Below are 15,365 nucleotides of genomic sequence, written 5' to 3'. Positions count from 1 at the left end.
ACATCCCCGTCTCGATCCGCGGCTACACAAGCCGCCGATCTGGCCATCAAAGCCTCAAGGACAGGGGGTCATTTTTGGACGCCGATATCCCCGAGATGGGGGTCATTTTTGCAAGCCGAAACACACTCCCGTCCTCAGGAGAGCGCTATGAACGACCTGCTGGACGTCGCCCCGCCCTTGGCCCTGGCCGCGCCAACCGGCTACAGCACCTATGGCGACGCGCGAGAGCGCAGCTTCGAACTCAGCCTGACCCGGCGGTTCTGAGCGCTCACGACGCCGCGCGGATTTCCAGTGTGTCGCCGACACGGACCGCGCGCACGGGCAGCAGCATCGCCACGGTGCGAAGGAAGCGGTCCGGATCGCCCAGCTTGAAGCGGCCGCTGATCTTCAGGACCCCGACGCGCGGATCGGCGATGACCATCCGGCGACCGCGGTGGCGATTCATCTCCGCGACGGCCTCGGACTGCGGGGTGTCGGAGAACTCGACGAAGCCCTCGCGCCAGGCCCAGTGCGGTGGTCGGGTCGAAACGCTCGACGCGGACGGGCTGGCCCGCCTGCAGCACCAGGCGCTGGCCGGGCCGCAGGTCGTGCTCGGGTGCGGCGCCGTGCGCGCCGACGACGATCTCGCCCTCGACCAGCATCACCGAGACCTTGTCCGGTTCTAAGCGGAAGCCAAAAGACGTCCCGCGATCGACGATGGTCTGGTCGCCGGCGTCGACGCCGAACGGCCGGTTCTGATCGCGCCCGACCTGGATATAGGCCCAGCCCTTTATCAGGATCGGGCGGCGCGCCTTGCCGTCAAAGCCACATCGACGCGCGTGTCGCTGTCGAGGTCCAGGCGCGTGCCGTCCGGTAGCGTGACCGCCCGTCGCTCGCCGACGCGGGTGACGAACTGAGGCAGGGCCGCAACCTGCGTGGCCTGGGGCTGCTCGCGCCCGCTCCAGTGGCGCCAGCCGCCGGCCGCGCCCCGCAGGACGACGGCGGCGATCGAGGCGGCGGCCAGGACCTTGGGCCACACAGGCGAACGGGCGGCCAGGGCGCTGGCCCGCAGGGCCTCGGCCAAGGGATCGTCCTCCAGCTCCTGGGCGGCGCGACGCCAGACGGCTTGGGCGCGGGCCCAGGCGCGGTCGTGTTCTTCGGACGCGGCCAGCCAAGCCAGGAAAGCCGGATCGCCGGCGTTGCCGGATCGGCGTCGCACCGCGCCAGCCAGTAGGCGGCGGCCTCGTCCACGGGCTGTCCGGACGTCAGGCTAGAGGTCACGGCTTTCCTCTCCAAGCGAGAGAAGCTGCTTTGCGGCCCTCTGGATGTGCTCTTCGACCGTGCTCAGCGACAGTCCCAGGCGGCGGGCGATCTGAGGATGCGACAGGCCTCCCAGACGGCGCAGGACGAAGATCGTCCGCGTTCGATCGGGCAGGGCCCTGATCGCGCAGTCGTTGACCGCAGGGCTTCCCGCGCCGGCACCGTTCCTGCCCGGTAGACGCCTTGACTCCGCCGCCGGCTGAAAGGAGAACGTTTAAAGAACATCGGAGATCGCCATGCCGGCCCAACGCTCAAGCCCGAGAGCGCCAATCCGTGCGCCTAGAGCGCCTCGCGTCTGCTTTCGCCAAGTCGCGAAACTGACCCGCGTGCGGGCCATCCGTGCAGACCCAAGCTCGCGCACCCTCTATTTCACCATGCCCGGTGGCTCCAAGGGGCGACGGTCCGCCACAACTTTCGTCGACGTCGAGAACGTCCCCGAGTTTGAGGGCGACGAAGCCTGGTTCGAGATGGAGCGGGTCGAGCGCGGCAACGGGCACATGTGGGCTTGGTGGCGGGCAGTCCGCCAAGTCGAGGCGCCGAATGATCCGCAATGAAGATGCTCAGCGCCTCGGACGCGCGCCCGGGCGGCGTCACCAGTATCGCCTGGTCGAGGTGCTGGAGCACGGTTGGGATCTTGTAGTGAGCTGCTGGGCGTGCGGCTTAAGCGAGCGCCGGTCGATGGCTCATTTTCTGGGGCCCTGGCGGCAATTCCTGAACGCCAACGTTTCCGACATCGCGGCTCGCATTCGATGCCCTTGCGGCGCGCAGACGTGCTTTGCCTACGAGATTGCCGGGAACTACGCCTATGGCGGCGCGATTTCGGACGCTTTCGAGCGCCGGCGCGTTTTCATCCGCACTGCGTTGGAGGGAGCGGGCCTGGACCCGGCCGCCTACGGCTACCCGCCGTTGACCGGAAAGCCATCTGATCGCCAGATGCCTACATGACGGAGACCTGAGATGAACTCGACCGCAGAGCCGTTCACTTGGCAAATCGTTGACCCAGAGACGAGCGAAGCCCGGCGCTTCTACACTGACGGCGCGGCCCTGGTGGCCACCGGCACGCGAGCGCCACATGGGTTCTGGCAGAAGCACCCGCTGGTCGCGGAAGCCCATGAAACTGACGCCGTGAACGGCGGCGCCACGGTGCGGATTTTCCTGGCCAGCCTCGTCACCCCGGAAGCGCTCGAGACAGAGCGCCCAGACCGACACGCCGATATGGAGCTGGTCGGCGAGTGGAAGACCGATCACGATTTCTGGGCGGCGCATCCGGCCGTGGAGCACGTCGAGGTGCACCAGCTGGTCGGCGACGAGCCCGACGGCGACTGCTGGACGGCCGCCCTCTGGCTCAAGGGCTAGGCCAATTTGCAACCTCTACAGTATGCGGAGAGGCCAAGCCGAAGTTCTGGCCTTCATCGAGGCTATCGACGGCGTCGGCAACCTGCCGCCGCTGCCCGGGATCTTCCCGGACTACCCTGCGCCGATCGTCCGCCACATGGCCGGCGGCGGCAGCGAGCTCGTCATGGCTCGATGGGGTATGCCTTCCCCCTTTTTCGCTCGCCGCAAGGCCGCCGAGGATCGCGCGGAGAAGCTCAGGCTCAAGGGGCAGGTCATCGACGAAGCCGCGTTTGAGGAACTGCTGCGCAAAGAGCCCGACGCAGGGACCACCAACATCCGTCAGCCGAAATACTGGACGCAGTACCTGGGCCCGGAACACCGTTGCCTCGTCCCACTGACCTCGTTCGCCGAGCCAAACCAGGTCGGCGGCAAGGCGGGCGAGAACGTCTGGTTCGCTCTGGGCGAGGATCGGCCGCTGGCGTTCTTCGCCGGCATCGAGACGCGCAACCATACCTGCGTCCGCAAGATGAAGACCGGATTTGAGACCTGCGACGTCTACGCCTTCTTCACCACCGAGGCGAACGGCGTGGTCGGCCCCGTCCACTCTAAGGCCATGCCGGTCATTCTGACGACCGCCGAGGAGCTCGACGTCTGGATGCGGGCGCCGTGGGATGAGGCTAGGGCCCTCCAGCGCCCCCTGCCCGATGACCAGCTGATGATCGTCAGCCGGGGCATGGGGCAGAAGCAAGACCCGCCCAACGAGCCCGAGCCGACTCTGCTGTAGTGAGTCGGATCGCTCTCGCGCCGCACCCCGTTCCGCCGGCATGAACCAGATCATCGGCGGCGATCGAGAGTGGAGCGCCACCTACACCTTTGAGGAAGACAGCGTCTGCGTCTCCAGCGCCTACGGATCTGAGCGCGCGCCGGCCAAGGACGACTCCCAGGCCGAGACGGTAGCGCTGGGCGTGTTCGAACGCATCATCAAGCGGTCGTCGCCGGTCACGAAGCGGGCGACATTCAAATCAGGCCGCGCGTTCACACCACGCCGCGACTAGTGCTATGGTCGCATTATGAGCGACCTCAACCGCGCCATCACCATTGCCCTCGCCGCTCATGCTGGGCAGGTCGATAAGGGCGGCCAACCGTACATCATGCACCCGGTCAGGGTGATGCTCTCGCTGAAGAGCGAAGAGGCCCGCATCGTAGCCGTGCTGCACGATGTTCTGGAGGACTGTCCGGACTATGCCTGGATGGTCGAGCAAGCGGGCTTCAGCCAGTCCATCCTCGACGCTCTGGAGGCCCTGACCAAGCGGCATCTTGAACCCTACGGCGACTTCATTGCTCGCGTTGGCCTCAACCCGCTCGCCACCGAAGTGAAGATCGCCGACATGCGCGACAACATGGATCTGTCGCGGATCGCCTTTCCGACGCCCAAGGACTACGCGCGCGTCGAAAAGTACCGCGAACACATCGCGATCCTGATGGCTTGAACGCAAAAGGCCGCCGCTCCAATAGGGGCGACGGCACAGTTTGCGCTCGCGGTACTGTCGTCAGCGAACACCGTTCAAGACTGCGCCCGCGGCGATCGTCCCGACTAGAAGGCAGCTGAATCCCACGAACTTGAGTTCCAAATTCGAGAGCGCTTTGGCTCGCGTCAGAGCCGCTACCTCAAGTACGAGGCATAGGCTCATCAACGACACAGCAGCGGGCGCCTTCTCCTGCATAATCAGCTTGTAGATCAAGAACAACGCCACAGCCCAGCTAGCGATGGTCACGGGAACTGCAGCGTTATCCAGCAGTGAGCGCTTGGCCCCGGCGTAATGGCCGAGCACCAGCAATCGCCGCTGGCGATCGCGGACGTCCATGGTGATGTTCCTTGGCTGTTCCCCCTGATTCTTGGGGAGTTGATCGAGAGAGCTGGCCGGTCGATCCTGGCCGTGGTCAGTCGGCTTCGGGTGTCGTGAGAAGCGCTCGTCTCGGCGAGCCAGGCCGGCGGCTTCGGTCGCCGGCCACCCAGCCCGTCAGGCTTTGGCGGGGTCGTGCTTGGTGAAGTAGAACGACAGCACCATCAGCATAGCGTCATGACAGTTGATGTGGGTCATGAAGCACCCGGCGAGACGCCTACGGCTAGGATGGTCTGGGTCTTGGGAAGGTTCACCACCTTCGGCATGTTGATCATAGGGCCTCATCGGTGGCTGGCGTGACGGATGGCGGGTCGCCTTTGATTTCGAAATGCCCAAGGGTCAGGTCGGAGATCTTGTGGGCGGCGAGCACCCGTTTGTAGGTCTCGATCTAGGCCAGCAGCTGCCGCGTCTCGCCCTCCAGGGCGGTGATCTTGGCGTCCTTGTCGCTGATCATGCGGGTGTGCTCCCGTTGCAGATCTCGGAGCTCGGTCTCGACGCGGGCCAGCCGCTCCGAAGGCGGGCGAGTTCCTCGACCGACATCGTGACCATTTGGCGGGCGACCTCTTGCACCTTGAGCATGAGGCTGGCCTTCGCCTCTTCGGCGTCGAGCGCCGCCTTCCGCTTAGCCGCGTCCCGGCCGAGCAAGTCCTTGATGACGACGTAGGCCCCCGGCGCGCCAACGACGAGATAGGGCCACGACTTCTCGATCGCCGTGAACAGGTCCACTGCACGCTCCTACACTCCGGCCCTTAGGCCTGGTCGCTGTTGATGGTTTGTGGTCCGGAACCAATTTCCGAAAACGTTGGTTTTCCAGGCCTCCCCGAGTGGAGCGCCCTAGGCCTGCGACCTGTCGTGAGGACCATGCCTTGGCCGGCCGTCTGGTGGGGGAGGCGGCGGCCGGGTGCGCCCCGCCGATTGTTCGGTTCGAGTGAAGTGGCGCCCACCGCATGAAAGTCTGGATCGAGCGCCGCGCCCGGATAGGCGCTGACGGACACCCCGAGGACGTTTGGGACGTCGTTACCGCCGACGGGGAGAGCATTCTGCCTTCAGACGTCCGGCCAATGACACGCATCGAGGCCGTCAGGTGGGCATCTCGGAACCACGAAGTCAGCATCCGGCCGAGACCCGACCCAACCGCGTAGCCCTCGCCTCTCGGAACAGTCGCGCTTCGAGCCCGTTTGCTCCGCCGGTGACGCTTCTGCCGCTGCATGGGCGTCACCTGCCGGTCGTCTGCTGGGGAGCAGGCGGCCGGCTTCATCCACGAAGTTCTTCAGTGTCCAACCCTAGGTCAGTTGCGATGCGGACAAGGAAGCTGCTCTTCGCACCTCCGGGCCTTTCGCCCACGAAGGCTAGAGTTTGCTTCCCGCTATCGAACTACACGCGGCGCTAGATATCGAAGCCGCCGAATTGGATCTCAGGGCATCTCCAGACAGCGCACCGCACCGGCGCGCGGCCAGATTGTCGCGGACGACACCTTGACCACCATCCCTCCGATACGAAAGCGCTTGGATCTGGTGCCCAACAGGATGTTGCCCGTCGTTCTCTCCGGCGCCGGCGTATTCTATTCTATGACCTGCTGTTGAAAACGCACCGAACACAGTCCTCTTAGTTGTTCCCGTAGCCCAACGGGGATCGACATGGACCGGCCTGAAACAGCTGAGAAATTGCGGACCGAGCGCATGCTTCGCTCAGCCTTGGGACCGTTGCTCCTGGCCGGCCTGGACGATCCGGGGGTGGGCGAGCTGATGGTCAATCCTGACGGCCGTGTGTGGATCGATCGGTTCGACGCTGGCCTCATGGACGCCGAATTGACCATTTCGGCTGCAGACGCCGAGCGGGTCATGCGCCTGGTGGCCCACTACGTCGGAGCCGAAGTCCACGCTGGTCGTCCTCAGCTTTCGGCTGAATTTCCTGGAACGGGTGAGCGGTTCGAGGGGCAGATGCCGCCCGTCGTGGCGGCCCCGACATTCGCGATCCGAAAGCCCGCCAAGGCGCTCTTCACCCTCGACGACTATGTGCGCACCGGCGTGATGAGCGCCGAGCAAGCCTTAGTGCTTAGCGAAGCGGTGCGAGAGCGGCGCAATATTCTCGTGGTGGGGCAAACCTCCAGCGGCAAGACGACCCTGGTCAACGCCTTGCTTGAGAAGGTCGCTGAGATCAGTGACCGGGTTATCCTCTGCGAAGATCGACGCGAGCTTCGATGCGCCGCGCCGAATTTCGTGTCGATGCTCACCATCGAAGGCGTCGTCAGTTTGACCGACCTCGTTCGCTCCACGCTGCGGCTGCGCCCCGACCGCATCATCATCGGCGAAGTGAGAGGCCCCGAGGCGCTAGACCTGGTGAAGGCCTGGGGAACGGGCCATCCAGGCGGGATCAGCACCCTTCACGCGGGATCCGCCTTGGGCGCGCTTCTGCGTCTGGAGCAGCTGATCCAGGAAGCGGTGATCACCGTGCCGCGCGCTCTGATTGCCGAGACAATTGACCTGATTGCCGTGCTCGCCGGCCGGGGCCGACAGCGACGTCTCATTGAACTTTCACGCCTGCAGGGCTTGGCGCCCGACGGCGCCTACCAGCTCAGCACCGCCTGAGAACTCACCCCCTAAGCCCCTGAAAATCTAAAGGAGATTGGTCTCGTGTCCACGAGCCTTGCCCTGCCGCGCGCCGATGGCGCCTGGCATACGCCGCCGCGCGTCCGCCGCTGGCTTCTCGCTGGCCCTCCCGCCGCCTTCGCCCTGCTGTCGGCAAAGGCCTACGCGGCCGGCTCTTCCATGCCCTGGGAAGAGCCGCTTCAGCAGATCCTGGAGTCGATCGAAGGCCCCGTCGCCAAGATCATTGCCGTCATCGTCATTATCATGACGGGTCTGGCGCTGGCCTTTGGCGACAGCACCGGCGGCACCCGCCGGTTGATCCAGATCGTGTTCGGTCTTTCGATCGCGTTCGCCGCGTCGAGTTTCTTCCTGTCGTTCTTCTCGTTCGGCGGCGGGGCCGTCGTCTGATGGCCGGCGATCGCGCGATGAGCTTCGCTGCTCCCGTCCACAGGGCCCTTACCGAGCCGGTGCTGTTGGCCGGCGCGCCTCGCGCGATCGCCCTGGTCAACGGCACCATCGCCGCAAGCCTAGGCGTTGGCCTGCGCCTCTGGCTGATCGGGCTGGTAGCCTGGATCGTCGGCCACGGCCTGGCGGTCTGGGCCGCGCGGCATGATCCCCTGATCGCCGAGGTTGGTCGCCGGCACGTGCGCATCCCAGCGCACTTGGAGGTCTGAGCATGCTCGACCTTCGCGAATTTTCCCGCCGTGCCTCCAGCCTCTGCGACTATCTCCCATGGGCGGCGTTGGTCGCCCCCGGCGTGGTCCTCAACAAGGACGGCGCCTTCCAACGCACCGCCGCCTTCCGTGGTCCCGACCTCGATTCCGTCGGCGATGCTGAAGTCGCCGCCGTGGCGTCGCGGCTCAACAATGCCATGCGACGCTTCGGTTCGGGATGGTCGGTAGCGGTCGAGGCCCGGCGCGATCCGGCGCAAGCCTACCCCGACAGCGACTTTCCAGACCCCGTGTCAGCGCTGGTCGACGAGGAACGCCGCGCGGCCTTCTTGGAAGAGGGCGCGCATTTCGAGAGCCGTTACTACCTCACCATGGTCTATCTGCCGGCCACCGGGCGCACCAAAAGCTTGGCGCGTCTGTTCATCGAAGGCCAAGAGGGCGAGGGACCCGACTGGCGCGCCGAACTCACCGGGTTCATCGATCGCGCCAACCGCCTGCTGGCGCTGATTGAAGGCCTAACGCCATACGCCGCCTGGCTGGATGACGCCCAGACGCTGGCCTTCCTGCACGGCGCGGTCACCGCGAGCCGGCAGGGCGTGGCAGTTCCGCAAACACCGCAGCAGCTGGACGTCCTGTTGGCGACCCAGCCGCTCGACGGGGGGCTTAAGCCGCGTCTGGGTACAGCGCACCTGCGCGTCCTGACGCTGACCGGGTTTCCAACGTCCACGACGCCGGGTCTGCTCGACGATCTCAACCGGCTGTCGTTCGCCTACCGCTGGACGACGCGCGCGATCTTCCTCGACAAGGTCGAAGCCCAGGGCCTGCTGGCCAAGATCCGGCGCCAGTGGTTCGCCAAGCGAAAGTCGGTGATGACGCTGCTGCAGGAGGCGCTCACCCAGCAACCTTCGGCCTTGGTCGACAACGATGCGGCCAACAAGGCCGGCGACGCCGATCTGGCGCTCCAAGATCTTGGGGCCGACACCGTCGCCTATGCCTATGTCACTACTAGCTTGGTCGTGTGGGACGAGGATCCGGCACGCGCGGACGCCAAATTGGCCATGGCCGAAAAGGTCATCACGGGCCGGGATTTCACGGTCATCCGCGAGCGCGTCGGCGCTGTGGAGGCCTGGCTCGGGACGCTGCCGGGGCAGGTCTACGCCAACGTTCGACAGCCGCCGCTCTCGACGCTCAACCTCGCTCATATGGCGCCGTTGTCGGCGGTTTGGGCCGGGCCTGAGCGCAACGCGCACCTGAGCGGCCCGCCGCTGCTGATGGCCCGTACGGAGGGCTCAACGCCTTTTCGCCTATCGTTGCACGTCGGCGATGTCGGCCACACGCTGGTCGTGGGGCCCACCGGCGCGGGCAAGAGCACGCTGTTGGCGCTGATGGCGCTGCAGTTCCGGCGCTACGCGGGCGCTCAGGTCTTCGCCTTCGATTTCGGCGCCTCAATCCGTGCGGCAGCGATTGGCATGGGCGGGAGCTTCCATGATCTGGGCGGCGTCTTGCGCGAAGCCGATCGCGCGGCCGTCGACTTGCAACCGCTGGCGGCTATCGACGACGAGAGCGAGCGAATCTGGGCCGCCGGTTGGCTAGCGGCCATCCTCGCTCGTGAGGGCGTGGCGATTACACCATCGGTGCGCGAACACCTTTGGTCGGCCCTGGCGAGCCTTGCGACCGCCCCCACCCAAGAGCGCACCCTTACTGGCCTTGCCGCTCTTCTGACCAGTCGCGAACTCAAGCAGGCCCTGGCTCCGTACTGCCTGGGCGGTGCGTGGGGGCGGCTCCTCGATGCTGATCACGAAACGCTCGCGGATGGGACGATCGAGGCCTTCGAGACCGAAGGGCTTCTAGGAACGGCGGCGGCGCCTGCGGTGCTGGCCTACCTCTTCCATCGAATCGAGCGACGGCTCACCGGCGCGCCGACCCTCATCCTGGTCGATGAAGCGTGGCTGGCGCTCGCCGACGAGGCCTTCGGGCCGCAGCTTCAGACGTGGCTCGGGACGGTGCGTAAGAAGAACGGCTCGGTCGTGATGACCACGCTGTCTCTCGTGCAGATCGAGCAGAGCCCAATCGCCTACGCGATTATCGAGCTTTGCCTGACCCGGATATTCCTTCCCAACGCTTGGGCGCTCGACCCACTCGGTTCGGCCGCCTACCGACGCTTTGGTCTCAATGACCGTCAGATCGAGCTAATCGCCCGGGCGACGCCCAAGCGCGACTATTACCTGCAATCGCCCGTCGGCGAGCGGCTCTTCGAGCTCGGCCTAGGTCCTATCGGTCTGGCCTTCAGCGCTGTGTCTTCAAAGGCCGACCAAGCGCTGATCGCCTCGATCCTCGCACGCAGCCCGCCGGTCGATTTCGGCGCCGCTTGGCTTCGCGCCCGCGGCCTGACCTGGGCCGCCGACCTCCTTCCAATCCCAACATCCATGGAGAGCTGAGTCATGCGCGCTTTTCGCCGCCGCATCCTGCTGGCCGTCGTTCTAGGCCTTGCTGTCCCCACCGGGCCGGCACTGGCCCAGTTCACGGTTTTCGACCCTACCAACTACGCCTCCAACGTCCTGCAGGCCGCCAGGGCGCTAGAGCAGATCAACAACCAGATAAACGCGCTGCAGAACCAGGCGCAGATGCTGATCGGTCAGGCCAAGAACCTGGCCAGTCTGCCGTACTCATCGCTTTCGGTCCTGCGAGCCCAGATTGACCGCACGCGCGCGCTCCTCGCTGAGGCCCAGCATCTGGCCTACGACGTCGCTTCGATCCAGCAGGCTTTCACCAGCAACTATGGCGCCGCGCCCTTGAGCGCGACCAACGCTGATCTGGTCGCGCGCGCGGATGGGCGATGGATCATCTCAGTCGCCGGCTTCCAGGACGCTTTGAAGTTGCAGGCCGGCGTCGTCGGCGGGCTCGACGCCAACGCTGACCAATTGTCTGCGCTGGTCTCGGCGAGCCAAGGCTCCAGCGGCGCCCTGCAAGCCGCGCAGGCCGGCAACCAGCTTCTGGCGCTGCAAGCTCAGCAGCTGGCGCAGGTCACCGCCCTCCTGGCCGCTCAGGGGCGGGCGGACGCGCTGGAAGCGGCCGATCGCGCCGCAGCGCGGGCCGACGCCAAGGCCCGTTTCTGGCGCTTCATGGGAGGCTCGACGATCCCATGACCCGACCCCTACTTTGGGAAGGCGCAATCATCATTATGCTCGGGACCGCTGTCGTGGCGGGTGGACGGTCTCCGGCGCCGGCGGCGGCAAGCCCTAAGCGCATCGAGCGCCAGGATGATCTTGCGCGCTGTCAGACGCTCGGCGAGGCTGCCGCTCGCGACGAGACATGTCGAAGGGCCTGGATCGCGGCGCGCGAACACTTTTTCGGGCGGGCCGCGTCATGAACGACGTCGGCGTCATCGACACCTTCTTCGCGACGTTCAATCGCTACATCGACAGCGGCTTTGGCCTGCTCGGCGGTGAAGTTGCGGCGATGGCCAATATTCTCGTGGCCATCGACATGACCCTCGCGGCCCTGATGTGGAGCATGGCCGCTGGCGAGGACGTTCTGGCGCGGCTGATCCGCAAGGTTCTCTACGTCGGCTTCTTCGCCTTCCTGATCGGCAACTTCCACAGCCTGTCGACCATCGTCCTCGAGAGTTTCTCGGGCCTTGGCCTCAAGGCGTCGGGCGCGGGTATATCGGCCGAGGATCTCCTGCGGCCGGGAAAGCTGGCTGCCCTTGGCATCACAGCGGCAAAGCCGCTGCTCGAAGCGGCGTCCCAGCTTTCCGGCTTTCCGGGCGTCTTCGAGAACCTCGTCCAAATTCTGGTCCTCCTCGTCGCCTTCCTCCTTGTGATCGTCGCCTTCTTCGTAATGGCGGTGCAGGTCTTCGTCGTCCTGATCGAGTTCAAGCTGACGACGCTGGCCGGTTTTGTCCTGGCGCCTTTCGGGCTTTTCGGGCGAACCGCGTTCCTGGCCGAGAAGGTGCTCGGCGCGATCATCGCCACAGGGGTGAAGGTCCTGGTCCTGGCGGTCGTGGTCGGGATCGGCTCGACGCTCTTCGACCAGTTCGTTGCGACCTGGGGGAGCGATCAGCCGACCCTCGAACAGGTCCTGGCTCTGGTCCTAGCGGCCATAACGCTTTTGGGCCTTTCGATCTTCTGCCCGGGCATCGCGTCAGGCCTGGTCAGTGGCGCGCCGCAGCTTGGCGCCGGCGCGGCGGTCGGGACGGGCCTGGCGGTCGGCGGCATGGCTGTCGCCGGCGCGGCCGTGGCCCAGATGGCCGTTGGCGGCGGCGCCAGCCTTGCCGGCTCCGCCGCCGCGGGCGGACGCATGGGCGGGCCCGCGGCGGGCGGCGGTCCAGGTCCCGACGGCGCGCCAGGAGGTGGCGGACCTGGACCTACGCCCGCTGGCGGTCCGCAGGGCGCCGCTGCTCCTCGCACCCCGCAAGCGACCAGCGGTTCTTCGGAGACGGGAGGAGGCGGCGGCCAGGGCGGGGAGGGCGGCAGCGCGCCTCCGGCTTGGGCTCGCGATCTGAAGACGCGGCAGGAACTGGCCCACGGCGCGGGCATGGACGCGCACGCCCTGGCCAGCGGCGACGACCACAGCGCGGGCGCTTCCCCATCCCTCTCGGAGACATGAAACGATGAACCCGTTCAAGGGCTCGCCGAGGCTTGGCCTCACGCCCGCACCAGAAACGCCCTACCAGAAATACGGACAAGCCTTCGATCTTGGCATCGGCGCGGCGCGCGCCCAGGCCGCCAATTGGCGACGCATGGCGCTGGGACTTCTTGGGCTCTCCGGCGGCCTCGCCGGCGCGCTGGCCTGGCTCTCGGTTCAGGGGAGCGTCACGCCCTGGGTCGTTCAAGTGGATCGTCTAGGGCAGGTCCAAGCGGTCGGCCCCGCCGAACGCGGCTACGCGCCGACCGACGAGCAAGTGCGATCGGGCTTGGCGGGTCTGATCCGAGACGTCCGGTCGATCTCCACGGACGGGGTCCTGGTCGGCCAAGCCTGGGACCAAGCCTACGCCATGGTCGACGGGAACGCCGCCCGCTTTATCACCGACTATGCCAACGCCATCGATCTGAAGAACCAGGTTGGCAGGACGCAGGTCGCCGTCGAGGTCACCAGCGTCCTTCGCGCCTCGCCCAAGAGCTTTCGCGCCGCCTGGATCGAGCGCCGCTACCTCAATGGCCAGCTGGCGGGGACCGAGCATTGGTCGGCAATCCTGACCGTCGAGCTGCGCCGGCCGCGCTCCGATAAGGAGATCCTGGCCAATGGCCTGGGCATTCGCGTCACCGCCATCACCTGGGCTCGGGAGTTTTCCGCATGAGCAAGCGCCTCCTCTTCACGGGAGCGCTCTGCGCTCTGAGCGCTCAGGCCAACGTCAGTGACGCTATGGCGGCTCGTGCGAAGGTGACCCAAGCGCCCCAGGCGGCCGCGCCTATCGAATTTCTATTCGAGCCACGCGGCGTCTACGCGCTGCTGACGTCTCCTGGGCGGATCACAGACATTGCGTTGGAGCCTGGCGAACGCTTGGTGGACACCAACCCGATCGCCGCGGGGGACACCGCGCGCTGGATCATCGGTGACACCAGCAGCGGGAAGGGCGAAACCCGGCGCGTCCATGTCCTCGTCAAACCGACTGCGGTGAGCCTTAGGACGAATCTCGTCATCAATACCGATCGGCGTACCTACTTCCTGGATCTACGCGGCTCCGGCAGCGCCTTCGTTACGCAGGTCTCATGGAGATACCCTGCGCCGGTGAAGCCGGCCCCCGTCGTCATCGCGCCCGCGGCGCCTGCTCAGCCGCCCAAGCTCAACTTCAACTACGCGCTGAGCGGCTCGCGCGCGTTGCGACCCCTTCAGGTCTACGACGACGGCGCGCGTGTCTGGATCGTCTTCGGTGATCGTCTGCGCCTGGAGGACCTGCCGCCACTCTATCGCGTCGGGCCGGACGGCAAGACCACAGAGTTGATCAACTATCACGTGGAGGGTCGCGCGCTGCTGACCGATCGGCTTTTCGATCAGGTGGAACTGCATTTCGGCGCCAAGCGCTGGTCGTCCCGCGTTCGCATCACCCGCACCAATGCTGCGTCAGAGTCTGGCCGATGAGCAGCGCGATCGAGAACGAGCAAAAAGAGATCGCCGAGTCGCTTCGCGTTCGCGGCCCTGCGGCCCCCGTTTCGCGCGTCTCGCGCAAGGCGCTCCTAATCGTGGGCGGCGTGCTGCTCGCGGGTCTCGGCGGCGCTGTGGGCTGGTCGACTGTGGACCGCCCGGCGCGACGGCCTCCTGAGCCGCCGACAGGAGCAAGCGCTGGTCCGCCCGAGGCTGTATCCGGCCTGCCGAAAGACTACCTGCATCGCGGCAACCCGCCGATCCTCGGACCGCCGTTGCCGGGCGACCTTGGTCGTCCAATTCTGAAAGCGGCAAAGGAGAGTGAGGGGGAGGAGGCGGTGACGGTCCCGCTCAAGCACCCCGCGGAGGCGATGCCTGCCGTCCCCGCCGCGCCCCGGCCCGGAAGGGCTTTGTCCGGCGAGCAGGCCGAGCCGCTTCTCAGCACGATCTTTCCTGCCAGCACCGCCCGTGCGGAGCGTAACAACGAGCCCAAGCCCGTCGCCGCCGTGGAGGACTCTCGCCTGACCAGCCCTGAAAGGCTGCAGACGCCGGCTTCGCAACATATTCTCCAGGCTGGGACAATCGTGTCCGCCGCGCTGATCACGGGTCTGCGCTCTGACGCTCAGGGCGTGGCGTTGGCCCAGGTCACGCAGGATGTCCATGACAGTTTAGGCGGCGGCAATTTGCTCATCCCCGCAGGCGCGCGCCTGATCGGCGAGTACGCGCCGGTGACCGGAGCAGGCGCGCAGAGACTGTCGGTGGTCTGGACGAGGCTTATCCTACCGTCCGGCAAGTCGATCGTCCTGGACAAGCTGCCCGCCGCCGACCCTCAAGGGATGGCCGGGCTTCAAGATGGCGTTGACCGGCACTGGCGGGGCCTTTGGGGCGCAGCCGCGCTGAGTACCATTATGTCGGTCGGGGCCGAAGCCGGGTCGGCGGACGATAGCGATCTCGCACGCGCCCTGCGTCGCGGAACGAGCCAAGCGACAGGTGATGTTGGCCAGCAGTTCGTCGGTAGGAGCCTTGATCGGGCTCCCACCCTGACCATTCGACCTGGCGCGCCGCTGCGCGTCATCCTGGCCCGCGACCTTGTGCTCGAGCCCTATCGCCAGGAGGTCGCGCGATGAGCCGGCTGAAAATCGCCGCGATCGAGGACGACACACCGGTGAAAGTGACCTCCGATGTGCCGGCGGCCGTTCATCGGGACCTGATCGAGTATGGTAAGGCCATGGCGGAGGGAGGGGGTAAGGCGACCGATCCCGCCAAACTCCTGCCTGAAATGGCCAGGCGATTCATGGCGTCCGACCGCGGCTTCGTTCGAGGTCGCAAGCGGAGCGGCTAGATCGACCAACAGTCTGGCCAGCAAAGCCGTCGGGTCCTATTGGACCCGACGGCTCTTCATATCTCGCCCAATGCGATCTCAAGGCCGCGCGTTCTTGGAAGACGAAGACACCTGCCGACTCGCTTGAGGTCGCGCCCTGGCT

21 protein-coding genes are annotated in these 15,365 nt (G+C 66.2%); 17 read left to right on the top strand and 4 right to left on the bottom strand.

Translation table 11 applies throughout. The features are described from left to right. Nucleotides 1–268: 268 nt before the first annotated feature. Complete coding sequence (locus tag ABDW31_RS11400) at nt 269–445, bottom strand: hypothetical protein (RefSeq protein WP_343698810.1); 177 nt, start codon at nt 443–445, stop codon at nt 269–271. Nucleotides 446–470: 25 nt separating this feature from the next. Here ABDW31_RS11400 and ABDW31_RS11395 point away from each other — a divergent pair, with 25 nt between their 5' ends. Continuing rightward, nucleotides 471–665 (top strand): hypothetical protein, encoded by a 195-nt coding sequence (locus ABDW31_RS11395; protein WP_343698809.1) that lies wholly within the window; start codon nt 471–473, stop codon nt 663–665. Nucleotides 666–772: 107 nt separating this feature from the next. On the opposite strand, the gene ABDW31_RS11390 is transcribed toward ABDW31_RS11395, so the two are convergent. Beyond that, nucleotides 773–1,198 (bottom strand): DUF4880 domain-containing protein, encoded by a 426-nt coding sequence (locus ABDW31_RS11390; RefSeq protein ID WP_343698808.1) that lies wholly within the window; start codon nt 1,196–1,198, stop codon nt 773–775. Nucleotides 1,199–1,839: 641 nt separating this feature from the next. On the opposite strand from ABDW31_RS11390, the gene ABDW31_RS11385 reads away from it, so the two are divergent. The 5 genes from ABDW31_RS11385 to ABDW31_RS11365 are packed head-to-tail and all read left to right on the top strand — an operon-like array spanning nt 1,840 to nt 4,124. After that, nucleotides 1,840–2,244, top strand: a complete 405-nt coding sequence (locus tag ABDW31_RS11385; protein WP_343698807.1) for a hypothetical protein — start codon at nt 1,840–1,842, stop codon at nt 2,242–2,244. A gap of 12 nt (nt 2,245–2,256) precedes the next feature. Next, nucleotides 2,257–2,655, top strand: a complete 399-nt coding sequence (locus ABDW31_RS11380) for a hypothetical protein (RefSeq protein WP_343698806.1) — start codon at nt 2,257–2,259, stop codon at nt 2,653–2,655. 22 nt (nt 2,656–2,677) lie between these two features. Next, nucleotides 2,678–3,418 carry an SOS response-associated peptidase family protein gene (locus ABDW31_RS11375; protein ID WP_343698805.1) on the top strand — a complete coding sequence of 247 codons (741 nt, stop codon included), beginning with the start codon at nt 2,678–2,680 and terminating at the stop codon, nt 3,416–3,418. Nucleotides 3,419–3,458: 40 nt separating this feature from the next. Continuing rightward, the gene (locus tag ABDW31_RS11370) at nt 3,459–3,689 is read left to right on the top strand and encodes a hypothetical protein (protein WP_343698804.1); all 231 of its coding nucleotides are present in this window, start codon (nt 3,459–3,461) and stop codon (nt 3,687–3,689) included. Nucleotides 3,690–3,704: 15 nt separating this feature from the next. Then, complete coding sequence (locus tag ABDW31_RS11365; RefSeq protein ID WP_343698803.1) at nt 3,705–4,124, top strand: hypothetical protein; 420 nt, start codon at nt 3,705–3,707, stop codon at nt 4,122–4,124. Between the two features lie 60 nt (nt 4,125–4,184). Here the strand turns inward: ABDW31_RS11365 and ABDW31_RS11360 are convergent, their stop codons facing one another. Continuing rightward, nucleotides 4,185–4,499: a hypothetical protein gene (locus tag ABDW31_RS11360; protein WP_343698802.1), complete on the bottom strand. Its 315-nt coding sequence runs from the start codon at nt 4,497–4,499 to the stop codon at nt 4,185–4,187. A gap of 489 nt (nt 4,500–4,988) precedes the next feature. Then, nucleotides 4,989–5,264: a hypothetical protein gene (locus ABDW31_RS11355; RefSeq protein WP_343698801.1), complete on the bottom strand. Its 276-nt coding sequence runs from the start codon at nt 5,262–5,264 to the stop codon at nt 4,989–4,991. Nucleotides 5,265–6,175: 911 nt separating this feature from the next. Between ABDW31_RS11355 and trbB the strand changes: the two genes are divergently transcribed. The 11 genes from trbB to ABDW31_RS11300 all read left to right on the top strand — a co-directional run bounded on the left by trbB (nt 6,176) and on the right by ABDW31_RS11300 (nt 15,223). Next, nucleotides 6,176–7,126, top strand: coding sequence for a P-type conjugative transfer ATPase TrbB (gene trbB, locus ABDW31_RS11350; protein WP_343698800.1), 951 nt, complete (start codon nt 6,176–6,178; stop codon nt 7,124–7,126). 144 nt (nt 7,127–7,270) lie between these two features. Beyond that, complete coding sequence (locus ABDW31_RS11345; protein WP_343698823.1) at nt 7,271–7,534, top strand: TrbC/VirB2 family protein; 264 nt, start codon at nt 7,271–7,273, stop codon at nt 7,532–7,534. Continuing rightward, a complete protein-coding gene (locus tag ABDW31_RS11340) occupies nt 7,534–7,800 on the top strand; it encodes a VirB3 family type IV secretion system protein (RefSeq protein WP_184721636.1) in 267 nt (88 codons plus the stop codon). Before ABDW31_RS11345 ends, ABDW31_RS11340 begins: the two co-directional genes overlap by 1 nt. A 2-nt stretch (nt 7,801–7,802) precedes the next feature. Continuing rightward, entirely contained in the window at nt 7,803–10,235 is a 2,433-nt protein-coding gene (trbE, locus tag ABDW31_RS11335; protein ID WP_343698799.1) for a conjugal transfer protein TrbE, read from the top strand. A gap of 3 nt (nt 10,236–10,238) precedes the next feature. Continuing rightward, nucleotides 10,239–10,943, top strand: a complete 705-nt coding sequence (gene trbJ / locus ABDW31_RS11330) for a P-type conjugative transfer protein TrbJ (protein WP_343698798.1) — start codon at nt 10,239–10,241, stop codon at nt 10,941–10,943. Further along, entirely contained in the window at nt 10,940–11,167 is a 228-nt protein-coding gene (gene trbK-alt / locus ABDW31_RS11325) for a putative entry exclusion protein TrbK-alt (RefSeq protein WP_343698797.1), read from the top strand. The genes trbJ and trbK-alt overlap by 4 nt, the downstream gene beginning before the upstream one ends. Then, nucleotides 11,164–12,405 (top strand): P-type conjugative transfer protein TrbL, encoded by a 1,242-nt coding sequence (gene trbL / locus ABDW31_RS11320; RefSeq protein WP_343698796.1) that lies wholly within the window; start codon nt 11,164–11,166, stop codon nt 12,403–12,405. Before trbK-alt ends, trbL begins: the two co-directional genes overlap by 4 nt. A gap of 4 nt (nt 12,406–12,409) precedes the next feature. Continuing rightward, nucleotides 12,410–13,096 carry a conjugal transfer protein TrbF gene (trbF, locus tag ABDW31_RS11315; RefSeq protein ID WP_343698795.1) on the top strand — a complete coding sequence of 229 codons (687 nt, stop codon included), beginning with the start codon at nt 12,410–12,412 and terminating at the stop codon, nt 13,094–13,096. Beyond that, nucleotides 13,093–13,878: a P-type conjugative transfer protein TrbG gene (trbG, locus tag ABDW31_RS11310; protein ID WP_343698794.1), complete on the top strand. Its 786-nt coding sequence runs from the start codon at nt 13,093–13,095 to the stop codon at nt 13,876–13,878. The genes trbF and trbG overlap by 4 nt, the downstream gene beginning before the upstream one ends. After that, the gene (locus ABDW31_RS11305; RefSeq protein ID WP_343698793.1) at nt 13,875–15,008 is read left to right on the top strand and encodes a TrbI/VirB10 family protein; all 1,134 of its coding nucleotides are present in this window, start codon (nt 13,875–13,877) and stop codon (nt 15,006–15,008) included. The genes trbG and ABDW31_RS11305 overlap by 4 nt, the downstream gene beginning before the upstream one ends. Beyond that, on the top strand, nt 15,005–15,223 hold the full coding sequence (locus tag ABDW31_RS11300) for a DUF2274 domain-containing protein (RefSeq protein ID WP_343698792.1): 219 nt from the start codon (nt 15,005–15,007) through the stop codon (nt 15,221–15,223). Before ABDW31_RS11305 ends, ABDW31_RS11300 begins: the two co-directional genes overlap by 4 nt. Nucleotides 15,224–15,365: the final 142 nt, after the last annotated feature.

Source organism: Caulobacter sp., from assembly GCF_039596335.1.
Taxonomy (GTDB): domain Bacteria; phylum Pseudomonadota; class Alphaproteobacteria; order Caulobacterales; family Caulobacteraceae; genus Caulobacter.
This window is presented reverse-complemented; position numbering and strand designations above follow the sequence as displayed.

What these genes read in the sequence shown, in the direction of transcription:
- ABDW31_RS11400 (WP_343698810.1), bottom strand. Translation starts at nt 445, where the DNA reads ATGAATCGCCACCGCGGTCGCCGGATGGTCATCGCCGATCCGCGCGTC.
- ABDW31_RS11385 (WP_343698807.1), top strand. Translation starts at nt 1,840, where the DNA reads ATGATCCGCAATGAAGATGCTCAGCGCCTCGGACGCGCGCCCGGGCGG.
- ABDW31_RS11380 (WP_343698806.1), top strand. Translation starts at nt 2,257, where the DNA reads ATGAACTCGACCGCAGAGCCGTTCACTTGGCAAATCGTTGACCCAGAG.
- ABDW31_RS11375 (WP_343698805.1), top strand. Translation starts at nt 2,678, where the DNA reads ATGCGGAGAGGCCAAGCCGAAGTTCTGGCCTTCATCGAGGCTATCGAC.
- ABDW31_RS11370 (WP_343698804.1), top strand. Translation starts at nt 3,459, where the DNA reads ATGAACCAGATCATCGGCGGCGATCGAGAGTGGAGCGCCACCTACACC.
- ABDW31_RS11365 (WP_343698803.1), top strand. Translation starts at nt 3,705, where the DNA reads ATGAGCGACCTCAACCGCGCCATCACCATTGCCCTCGCCGCTCATGCT.
- ABDW31_RS11360 (WP_343698802.1), bottom strand. Translation starts at nt 4,499, where the DNA reads ATGGACGTCCGCGATCGCCAGCGGCGATTGCTGGTGCTCGGCCATTAC.
- trbB (WP_343698800.1), top strand. Translation starts at nt 6,176, where the DNA reads ATGGACCGGCCTGAAACAGCTGAGAAATTGCGGACCGAGCGCATGCTT.
- ABDW31_RS11340 (WP_184721636.1), top strand. Translation starts at nt 7,534, where the DNA reads ATGGCCGGCGATCGCGCGATGAGCTTCGCTGCTCCCGTCCACAGGGCC.
- trbE (WP_343698799.1), top strand. Translation starts at nt 7,803, where the DNA reads ATGCTCGACCTTCGCGAATTTTCCCGCCGTGCCTCCAGCCTCTGCGAC.
- trbJ (WP_343698798.1), top strand. Translation starts at nt 10,239, where the DNA reads ATGCGCGCTTTTCGCCGCCGCATCCTGCTGGCCGTCGTTCTAGGCCTT.
- trbK-alt (WP_343698797.1), top strand. Translation starts at nt 10,940, where the DNA reads ATGACCCGACCCCTACTTTGGGAAGGCGCAATCATCATTATGCTCGGG.
- trbL (WP_343698796.1), top strand. Translation starts at nt 11,164, where the DNA reads ATGAACGACGTCGGCGTCATCGACACCTTCTTCGCGACGTTCAATCGC.
- trbF (WP_343698795.1), top strand. Translation starts at nt 12,410, where the DNA reads ATGAACCCGTTCAAGGGCTCGCCGAGGCTTGGCCTCACGCCCGCACCA.
- trbG (WP_343698794.1), top strand. Translation starts at nt 13,093, where the DNA reads ATGAGCAAGCGCCTCCTCTTCACGGGAGCGCTCTGCGCTCTGAGCGCT.
- ABDW31_RS11305 (WP_343698793.1), top strand. Translation starts at nt 13,875, where the DNA reads ATGAGCAGCGCGATCGAGAACGAGCAAAAAGAGATCGCCGAGTCGCTT.
- ABDW31_RS11300 (WP_343698792.1), top strand. Translation starts at nt 15,005, where the DNA reads ATGAGCCGGCTGAAAATCGCCGCGATCGAGGACGACACACCGGTGAAA.